Origin of the sequence: Streptomyces sp. NPDC058685 (genome assembly GCF_042714725.1) — a bacterium.
Lineage (GTDB): Bacteria > Actinomycetota > Actinomycetes > Streptomycetales > Streptomycetaceae > Streptomyces.
The window spans coordinates 57,947-63,946 of sequence record NZ_JBHXSL010000043.1 but is presented as its reverse complement, the minus strand read 5'-3'; the positions used below and the strand labels follow the sequence as shown (position 1 = coordinate 63,946).

The window sequence follows — 6,000 nt, the reverse complement described above, 5'->3', positions numbered from 1 at the left end:
CGTGTCCGGGACGTCAAAGCGCCCGCAACTCGCGCGAAGCGCGGTGAGGACCGCAGTCCCGGACATGACCCCGGAACGGCACCGGGCGCCCACCGCACAACCGGCCGCGCCACAACCACCTCGGCCCGAGCCACAAGGGCCCGAACCGAACAAGGGGCTCAGCGGCAAGGGCCCGAGCCGACAAGGGGCCGCGCCACAAGAACCCGGGGCCCAGCCATAGGCACCCGCACCGTGCATGAGGCTCAGCGTCAGAAGCCGGGCCGAACAGGAGGCGCAGCCACACGCACCCGTAGGGTGAACGCGCCCAGCACACCCCCGGGGGAACCATGTCCGTCGTCCGCGAGCTCGCCCTCGCCGCCCGCAGCGCCGCCCATCTCCCCGGCGCACGCCACCCCTGCGCCGCCTGCCGCCGTGACGAGGACGAGTCCGTTCTCGCGGACCGCGACGACGGTGTCGTCGTCCGGCACGGCGAGGCCGTCGCCAAGGCCCACGCCCCCGGTACGGATCCGAGCGGCCACCGCGCCCGCCTCGCCGTCGCATCGCACCCCCTGCTCGCGGGGATCCTCCTGCCGCCTCTCCCGCTGGACGCACAGGATGTGCACGGCAGACCGGTCACTGCCTGGCCGTACGGCGTCCCCGTGGACCCGGAGGACCCCGACGCCGCCCCCTGGGAGGAGGCGGGGGTGCTGCTCGCACGCCTGCACCGGGTGGACGTCACAGCCCTCCCCGGCCCCCTGCCGCCCATGCGCGGCCCCGCCAAGGCCGCCCGAGCCCTGGCGCGGATGGAGTCGGTGGCGGGGGAGCACCCCGCCGCGGCCGTCGTCCGCCGCGCCTGGGACCGGCTCCCGGCCTGGGCCCGCGGCGAAACCCCCCGCGCCGAGCCCCCGTCTCCCCGTGCCGACGCACCGCCGCCCCCCGGCGAGACGTCACCCACCCGCGACGCCCTCTGTCACGGCGACCTCCACCTCGGACAGCTCGTCCGCCACCCCGCCCCGTCCGGCCCCTGGCTGCTCATAGACGTCGACGATCTCGGTGTGGGGGACCCCGCCTGGGATCTCGCCCGGCCCGCCGCCTGGTACGCCGCCGGCCTGCTGTCCCCGCAGGTCTGGCAGCGCTTCCTCGGCGCGTACACGGCCGAACAGGGCCCGGCCGTCCAAACGGACGGCGACCCGTGGCACCAACTCGACGTCCCCGCCCGGGCGCTCACCGTCCAGACCGCCGCACTCTCGCTGGCCAGAGCGGTCGCCGAGAAGCGCGAAACGGACGAGGTCGATCAGATGATGATCGATGCGTGTGCTCGAATAGTCGACCTCCCGCCCGAGTTGGAGTTCGAGCCTCCGTCGTAGGCTGAACTCCTTGTCACCGGGCATGCATCCGGCGACGTCGACCGAACGGCGAGGAGCTGAAGCAGACCATGCAGTGTCCCAAGTGCCATGCAGCGATGCACACGTACAACCGCAACGGCGTCCAGATCGAGCAGTGCAGCGGCTGCCGGGGGATCTTCCTCGACTACGGCGAGCTCGAGTCCCTCACGCGTCTCGAGTCCCAGTGGCAGCAGCAGGCCCCGCCCCCGCAGGGGTACCCGGCGGCCCCGGCCCCGCAGGCCTACCCCGCCGCTCCGGCGCCCGCCTGGGGCGCCCCGCATCATGGCGGGCACCACGGTGGTCACCACCGGCAGAAGGGCTTCGGCCGGATGCTGTTCTCCTCCTGATCGCCTCGTACCCGCGGTCGTTCCCCTCGGACCGATCGATCGGACCGATCGGACCGACGGGCGCGGCGAAGAATGCGACATCCGCGGGCCCGGGCTCCCGTCCGGGCCCGCACCGCGCGCACCGCCTCCCGCACCGCGCACCGCGCGCACCCCGCGCACCGCACCCCGTGCATACCGTCGACAAAAAAGGTGCCCTCGGCATCTAGTCATGCGCATGATCGCTCTCTAGGGTGCCGCCATGACCTTCCTCGACAGGTCCCGCACCGTCGCACCCCCCGGCTGGAGCCGCTGGCTCGTTCCCCCCGCCGCTCTCTCGGTCCATCTCTCCATCGGACAGGCCTACGCCTGGAGCGTGTTCAAGCCCGCGCTCGAGTCGTCCCTCGATCTGTCCGGCACCGCCAGCGCCCTCCCCTTCCAACTCGGCATCGTGATGCTCGGCCTCTCCGCGGCCTTCGGCGGCACGCTCGTCGAACGCAACGGCCCGCGCTGGGCCATGTTCGTCTCCCTGATCTGCTTCTCCTCAGGCTTCCTGATCGCCGCACTCGGCGCCGCCACCCGCCAGTACTGGCTCGTCGTCTTCGGCTACGGCTTCATCGGCGGCATCGGCCTCGGCATCGGCTACATATCCCCGGTCTCGACACTCATCAAGTGGTTCCCCGACCGCCCGGGCATGGCCACCGGCATCGCCATCATGGGCTTCGGCGGCGGCGCCCTGATCGCCTCGCCCTGGTCCACGCAGATGCTGGACTCCTTCGGCACGGACAACACCGGCATCGCCTCGGCGTTCCTGGTCCACGGCCTGGCGTACGCGGCATTCATGTCGCTGGGCGTATTCCTCGTCCGCGTCCCGCCCGACGGCTGGAAACCGGACGGCTGGGAACCCAAGGAGCATTCCGGCACGCTGATCACCACGGCCCATGTGTCGGCCGACAACGCCCTGCGCACACCGCAGTTCTGGTGCCTGTGGGTGGTTCTGTGCATGAACGTCACCGCGGGCATCGGCATTCTGGAGAAGGCCGCGCCGATGATCACGGACTTCTTCACCGACACCCCGGCCGCCGTGACCGCCTCCGCCGCGGCGGGCTTCGTCGCCCTGCTCTCCCTCGCGAACATGACCGGCCGCATCCTGTGGTCCTCCACCTCGGACCTCATCGGCCGGAAGAACATCTACCGCGTCTACCTCGGCGTCGGCGCGCTGATGTACCTCGCCATCGTGCAGCTCGGCAACGACTCCAAGCCTCTCTTCGTCGTCTGCGCGCTGGTCATCCTGTCCTTCTACGGCGGTGGGTTCGCCACGATCCCCGCGTATCTGAAGGATCTCTTCGGCACGTATCAAGTGGGCGCCATCCATGGCCGCCTGCTCACCGCCTGGTCCACCGCGGGAGTCCTCGGGCCGCTGATCGTCAACTGGGTCGCGGACGCACAGGAGTCGGCGGGCCGCGCCGGCCCCAGCCTCTACACCGCCTCGCTGTACATCATGATCGGGCTGCTGGCCGTCGGCTTCGTCGCCAACGAGCTCGTACGGCCGGTCGACGCGCGCTTCCACGAGCCGCGGAAGGAAGGGACGGTCCATGAACAGCAGCAGGCGTAACGCGCTCGGCGTCGCGGTCTGGCTCTGGGTCGCCGTGCCCTTCGGCTACGGCCTCTACGAGCTGATCCGCAAGGCCACCCAGCTCTTCACCGGGTAGGCCGGCGGCCGGACCCGCAGACGACAGAACCCCCGGCCGTCGAGACGGCCGGGGGTTCTGGCTGGTGCGCGATACTGGGATTGAACCAGTGACCTCTTCCGTGTCAGGGAAGCGCTCTCCCGCTGAGCTAATCGCGCGGGACGATCTTGCGTGGTACTGCGTGCGCGATACTGGGATTGAACCAGTGACCTCTTCCGTGTCAGGGAAGCGCTCTCCCGCTGAGCTAATCGCGCGGGTCCCATGTCTGAAGACCGGGAAGATCCTTACGGATCAGTGGACGATACTGGGATTGAACCAGTGACCTCTTCCGTGTCAGGGAAGCGCTCTCCCGCTGAGCTAATCGTCCTTGGAGGTGGAGACGGGATTTGAACCCGTGTAGACGGCTTTGCAGGCCGTTGCCTCGCCTCTCGGCCACTCCACCAGGAGTGCAGGGGCTTCGGGAAAGATCCCCCACTTCGAGCGGACGACGAGATTCGAACTCGCGACCCTCACCTTGGCAAGGTGATGCTCTACCAACTGAGCCACGTCCGCTTGTTTCCGGATCACTTACGCGTCCCGGCGACGTGTTGAACTCTAGCGGATTCCTGGTCCAGCACAAAAACGCGTTTCCGCAGCGTGCTGACGTGTGTTCGGGCCGCAGCAGCACATCCGCACCGGTCATAGACTCGCAGACGTGCACGACCTCGCTCCTCTGGCCCGCTTCGGGCGACTCATCGCCACGGACCTCCGGGATGTCACCAGCGACCCCGAAGCTCTCGACTCCGCCGGCTTCTGGGCCGTCGTCGCGGACTTCGAGGGCGCTCTGACCTGCGCGCGCTTCGGTGACGTACGGACGGAGCCGGTGCCCGCGCCGGTCCCCGGACACTGGCGCGGGCCCGCCGTGGACGACTGGACCTCGTCGCTGGACCGGGCCGGATACACCGCCGGTGTACGGCGCATCCGCGAGCACATCGCGGCCGGCGAGGTGTATCAGGCCAACCTCTGCCGGATTCTTTCGGCACCGCTTCCCGACCCCGCCGCGGCCGACGTCGACGCCCTGACCGCACTCCTCGCGCGGGGCAACCCGGCTCCCTATGCCGGAACGATTCGGCTGCCCGGCCACGGCGTGGAGATCGCCACCGCGTCGCCCGAGCTCTATCTGCGGCGCGACGGCGCCGTGGTCGAGTCCGGGCCGATCAAGGGCACCGGCCGGACCCCGGAGGACCTGCTGGAGAAGGACCACGCCGAGAACGTCATGATCGTCGACCTCGTGCGCAACGACCTCGGCCGCGTCTGCGCCACCGGCACCGTCTCCGTCCCGGCGCTCTGCGAGATCGAGGCCCACCCGGGGCTGGTACATCTCGTCTCGACCGTACGCGGCGAGCTCGGGCCGAAGGACGGCTGGCAGGCGCTGCTGGAGGCGACCTTCCCGCCCGGCTCGGTGACCGGGGCCCCCAAGTCCAGTGCGCTGAAGATCATCGACGCGCTGGAGACCGCACCGCGGGGGCCGTACTGCGGGGGGATCGGCTGGGTCGACGCCGACCGGGGAACCGGTGAGCTGGCCGTCGGCATACGGACGTTCTGGATCGACCGCACGCCGCCCGGCGGCGCGGTCCTGCGGTTCGGCACCGGTGCGGGGATCACCTGGGGTTCCGACCCCGAACGCGAGTGGGACGAGACCGAACTCAAGGCGTCGCGCCTGCTCGCGGTAGCGTCGGGGGCGTACGTGACCGGCGGAAGGACAGCGGGATGAAGCTCTGGGTCAATGGAGGACTGCGGGACGCCGACGAGGCGCGGGTCTCGGTGTTCGACCACGGTCTGACCGTCGGCGACGGCATCTTCGAGACGGTCAAGGCCGTCCAGGGGCAGCCCTTCGCGCTCACGCTCCACCTGGAGCGGCTGAGCCGTTCCGCGGCCGGTCTCGGCCTCCCCGAGCCGGACCACGACGAGGTGCGCCGCGCCTGTGCCGCCGTGCTGGACGCCAACCCGATGGAGCTCGGCCGGCTGCGCATCACCTACACGGGCGGTGTCTCACCGCTCGGCTCCGACCGTGGCACCGCCGGCCCGACGCTGGTTGTCGCCCTCGGTGAGACCAAGCGCCGCAAGGACACGACCGCGGTGATCACCGTGCCCTGGACGCGCAACGAGCGCGGCGCGCTGACCGGCCTCAAGACCACCTCGTACGCGGAGAACGTCGTCGCGCTCGCCCGTGCGTCCGAGCACGGCGCGTCCGAGGCGCTGTTCGCCAACACGGTCGGACAGCTCTGCGAGGGCACCGGATCCAACGTCTTCGTCGTCGTCGACGGCGAGCTGCACACCCCGCCCGTGGCTTCCGGCTGCCTGGCCGGCATCACCCGCGCCCTGACGGCCGACTGGACCGGCGCCAAGGAGACGGACCTGCCGTTCGACGTGCTGGAGCGGGCCGAGGAGGTCTTCCTCACGTCCACGCTGCGCGACGTCCAGGCCGTTCACCGGGTCGACGGACGCGAGCTCTCGGACGCCCCCGGCCCGGTCACCGCGGAGGCCATGCGGGTGTTCGCGGAGCGTGCGGCGGCCGATCTCGATCCGAAGGCTCCGTAAAACCCCGTGACGGACGGCCGCCTGGCAGGTAGAACACCCCTG

Annotated in this window: 5 protein-coding genes and 5 tRNA genes; 5 read left to right on the top strand and 5 right to left on the bottom strand. The window is 70.5% G+C overall.

Annotated features, from left to right (window positions below; all coding sequences use genetic code 11):
• Positions 1 to 326: 326 nt before the first annotated feature.
• From ACFWU3_RS27855 to ACFWU3_RS27845, 3 genes are all read left to right on the top strand, one after another.
• On the top strand, positions 327 to 1,346 hold the full coding sequence (locus ACFWU3_RS27855) for a phosphotransferase family protein (protein ID WP_384443142.1): 1,020 nt from the start codon (positions 327 to 329) through the stop codon (positions 1,344 to 1,346).
• Positions 1,347 to 1,414: 68 nt separating this feature from the next.
• Positions 1,415 to 1,711, top strand: a complete 297-nt coding sequence (locus tag ACFWU3_RS27850) for a zf-TFIIB domain-containing protein (protein ID WP_384443139.1) — start codon at positions 1,415 to 1,417, stop codon at positions 1,709 to 1,711.
• A gap of 238 nt (positions 1,712 to 1,949) precedes the next feature.
• Positions 1,950 to 3,302, top strand: a complete 1,353-nt coding sequence (locus tag ACFWU3_RS27845) for an OFA family MFS transporter (protein WP_384443136.1) — start codon at positions 1,950 to 1,952, stop codon at positions 3,300 to 3,302.
• 159 nt (positions 3,303 to 3,461) lie between these two features.
• Here the strand turns inward: ACFWU3_RS27845 and ACFWU3_RS27840 are convergent.
• The 5 genes from ACFWU3_RS27840 to ACFWU3_RS27820 all read right to left on the bottom strand — a co-directional run bounded on the left by ACFWU3_RS27840 (position 3,462) and on the right by ACFWU3_RS27820 (position 3,930).
• Positions 3,462 to 3,536, bottom strand: a tRNA-Val gene (locus ACFWU3_RS27840).
• A gap of 24 nt (positions 3,537 to 3,560) precedes the next feature.
• A tRNA-Val gene (locus tag ACFWU3_RS27835) sits at positions 3,561 to 3,632 on the bottom strand.
• Positions 3,633 to 3,673: 41 nt separating this feature from the next.
• A tRNA-Val gene (locus tag ACFWU3_RS27830) sits at positions 3,674 to 3,745 on the bottom strand.
• Between the two features lies 1 nt (position 3,746).
• Positions 3,747 to 3,820: transfer RNA gene (locus ACFWU3_RS27825), tRNA-Cys, on the bottom strand.
• Between the two features lie 37 nt (positions 3,821 to 3,857).
• A tRNA-Gly gene (locus ACFWU3_RS27820) sits at positions 3,858 to 3,930 on the bottom strand.
• Between the two features lie 142 nt (positions 3,931 to 4,072).
• On the opposite strand from ACFWU3_RS27820, the gene ACFWU3_RS27815 reads away from it, so the two are divergent.
• A complete protein-coding gene (locus ACFWU3_RS27815; RefSeq protein WP_384443133.1) occupies positions 4,073 to 5,131 on the top strand; it encodes a chorismate-binding protein in 1,059 nt (352 codons plus the stop codon).
• Positions 5,128 to 5,958 (top strand): aminotransferase class IV, encoded by an 831-nt coding sequence (locus ACFWU3_RS27810; RefSeq protein WP_384443130.1) that lies wholly within the window; start codon positions 5,128 to 5,130, stop codon positions 5,956 to 5,958. Before ACFWU3_RS27815 ends, ACFWU3_RS27810 begins: the two co-directional genes overlap by 4 nt.
• The last annotated feature ends 42 nt before the right edge of the window (positions 5,959 to 6,000 follow it).

Bases quoted from the DNA above. Each gene is read 5' to 3' on its own strand.
- ACFWU3_RS27845 (WP_384443136.1), top strand. From the start codon at position 1,950: ATGACCTTCCTCGACAGGTCCCGCACCGTCGCACCCCCCGGCTGGAGC.
- ACFWU3_RS27855 (WP_384443142.1), top strand. From the start codon at position 327: ATGTCCGTCGTCCGCGAGCTCGCCCTCGCCGCCCGCAGCGCCGCCCAT.
- ACFWU3_RS27850 (WP_384443139.1), top strand. From the start codon at position 1,415: ATGCAGTGTCCCAAGTGCCATGCAGCGATGCACACGTACAACCGCAAC.
- ACFWU3_RS27810 (WP_384443130.1), top strand. From the start codon at position 5,128: ATGAAGCTCTGGGTCAATGGAGGACTGCGGGACGCCGACGAGGCGCGG.